Here is a 1,209-nt window from a genome sequence, read left to right on the forward strand (position 1 = left end):
CCAGTGAAGGTTTCCACCCACAAAGGATCAGCCCGTAACACCCCACCCATACACGCAGGATGCCCGCCCGGCTACGTTCTGCAACACCCTTTAGGGCGTGTTTCAAAAGGGTTTGGGGTTCGCGGCGTGGCGGTGATCGCTAAACGACGAGGCCTCCGGTAGTTGGTTCAACGACCAAGAAGAAGCAAGTACCGGAGACCTCGTGGCCAGCGTAGCGGTGACGAGGCGGCACGACCTGACCGACGGGCAGTGGGCAGCGCTGCAGCCGCTGTTACCCGCCAGCTCAGGTCGGGGTCGTCCGCCGAAATGGAGCAGGCGGCAACTCATTGACGGGATCCGGTGGCGGATCCGGACCGGGGCTGCCTGGCGGGACGTGCCCGAGGCCTACGCTCCCTGGGCGACGGTGTATGGCAGATTCCGCCGCTGGCAGCGTGACGGGACCTGGGCACAGATCCTGGCCGCCCTGCAGACTCAGGCGGACGCGGCCGGAAGGATCGGCTGGTCGGTGAGTGTGGACTCCACGACCAGCCGCGCTCACCAGCACGCCGCCGGCGCTCGCCGAGACGGACCGATGCAGAAGCAATCGCCCGGTGGCGTGCAGGTCGAACCTGCCGACCACGCTCTGGGCCGCTCCCGCGGTGGGCTGAGCACCAAGACCCATCTGGCCTGTGAGCAGGGCCGTAAGGTACTGGCTCTGGTGGTGACCGCTGGGCATCGCGGCGACAGCCCACAGTTCATCCCGGTGCTGGACAAGATCCGCGTCGCCCGGCTCGGCGGTGGCCGGCCCAGGACCCGCCCCGATCGTGTGCTGGCCGACCGGGCCTACACCAGCAAGGCCAACCGCGACCACCTGCGCCGACGCGGGATCAAGGCCTGTATCCCCAGCAAGGCCGACCAGGATGCCCACCGGCGGGCCAAGGGGTCGAAGGGCGGACGGCCAGCAAGCTTCGACCCCACCCTGTACCGGCTGCGCCACGCGGTGGAGTGCGGCATCAACCAGCTCAAGCACAACCGCGGCATGGCCACCCGTTACGACAAACTCGCCGTCCGTTTCGAGGCCACTGTGACGATCGCCGCGATCAACCAATGGCTCCGCGCCTTATGAAACACGCCTTAAAGGGTGTTGCAGAACGTAGCCGGGCGGGCATCCTGCGTGTATGGGTGGGGTGTTACGGGCTGATCCTTTGTGGGTGGAAACCTTCACTGGGC

Annotated in this window: 1 protein-coding gene; it reads left to right on the forward strand. The window is 66.8% G+C overall.

Annotation, left to right across the window (positions count from 1 at the left end; all coding sequences use genetic code 11):
* Positions 1–217 precede the first annotated feature (217 nt).
* A complete protein-coding gene (locus ACIBEJ_RS52160; RefSeq protein WP_397190521.1) occupies positions 218–1,105 on the forward strand; it encodes an IS5 family transposase in 888 nt (295 codons plus the stop codon).
* The last annotated feature ends 104 nt before the right edge of the window (positions 1,106–1,209 follow it).

The organism is Nonomuraea sp. NPDC050790 (assembly GCF_044456745.1).
In the GTDB taxonomy this organism is placed as follows: Bacteria; Actinomycetota; Actinomycetes; order Streptosporangiales; family Streptosporangiaceae; genus Nonomuraea.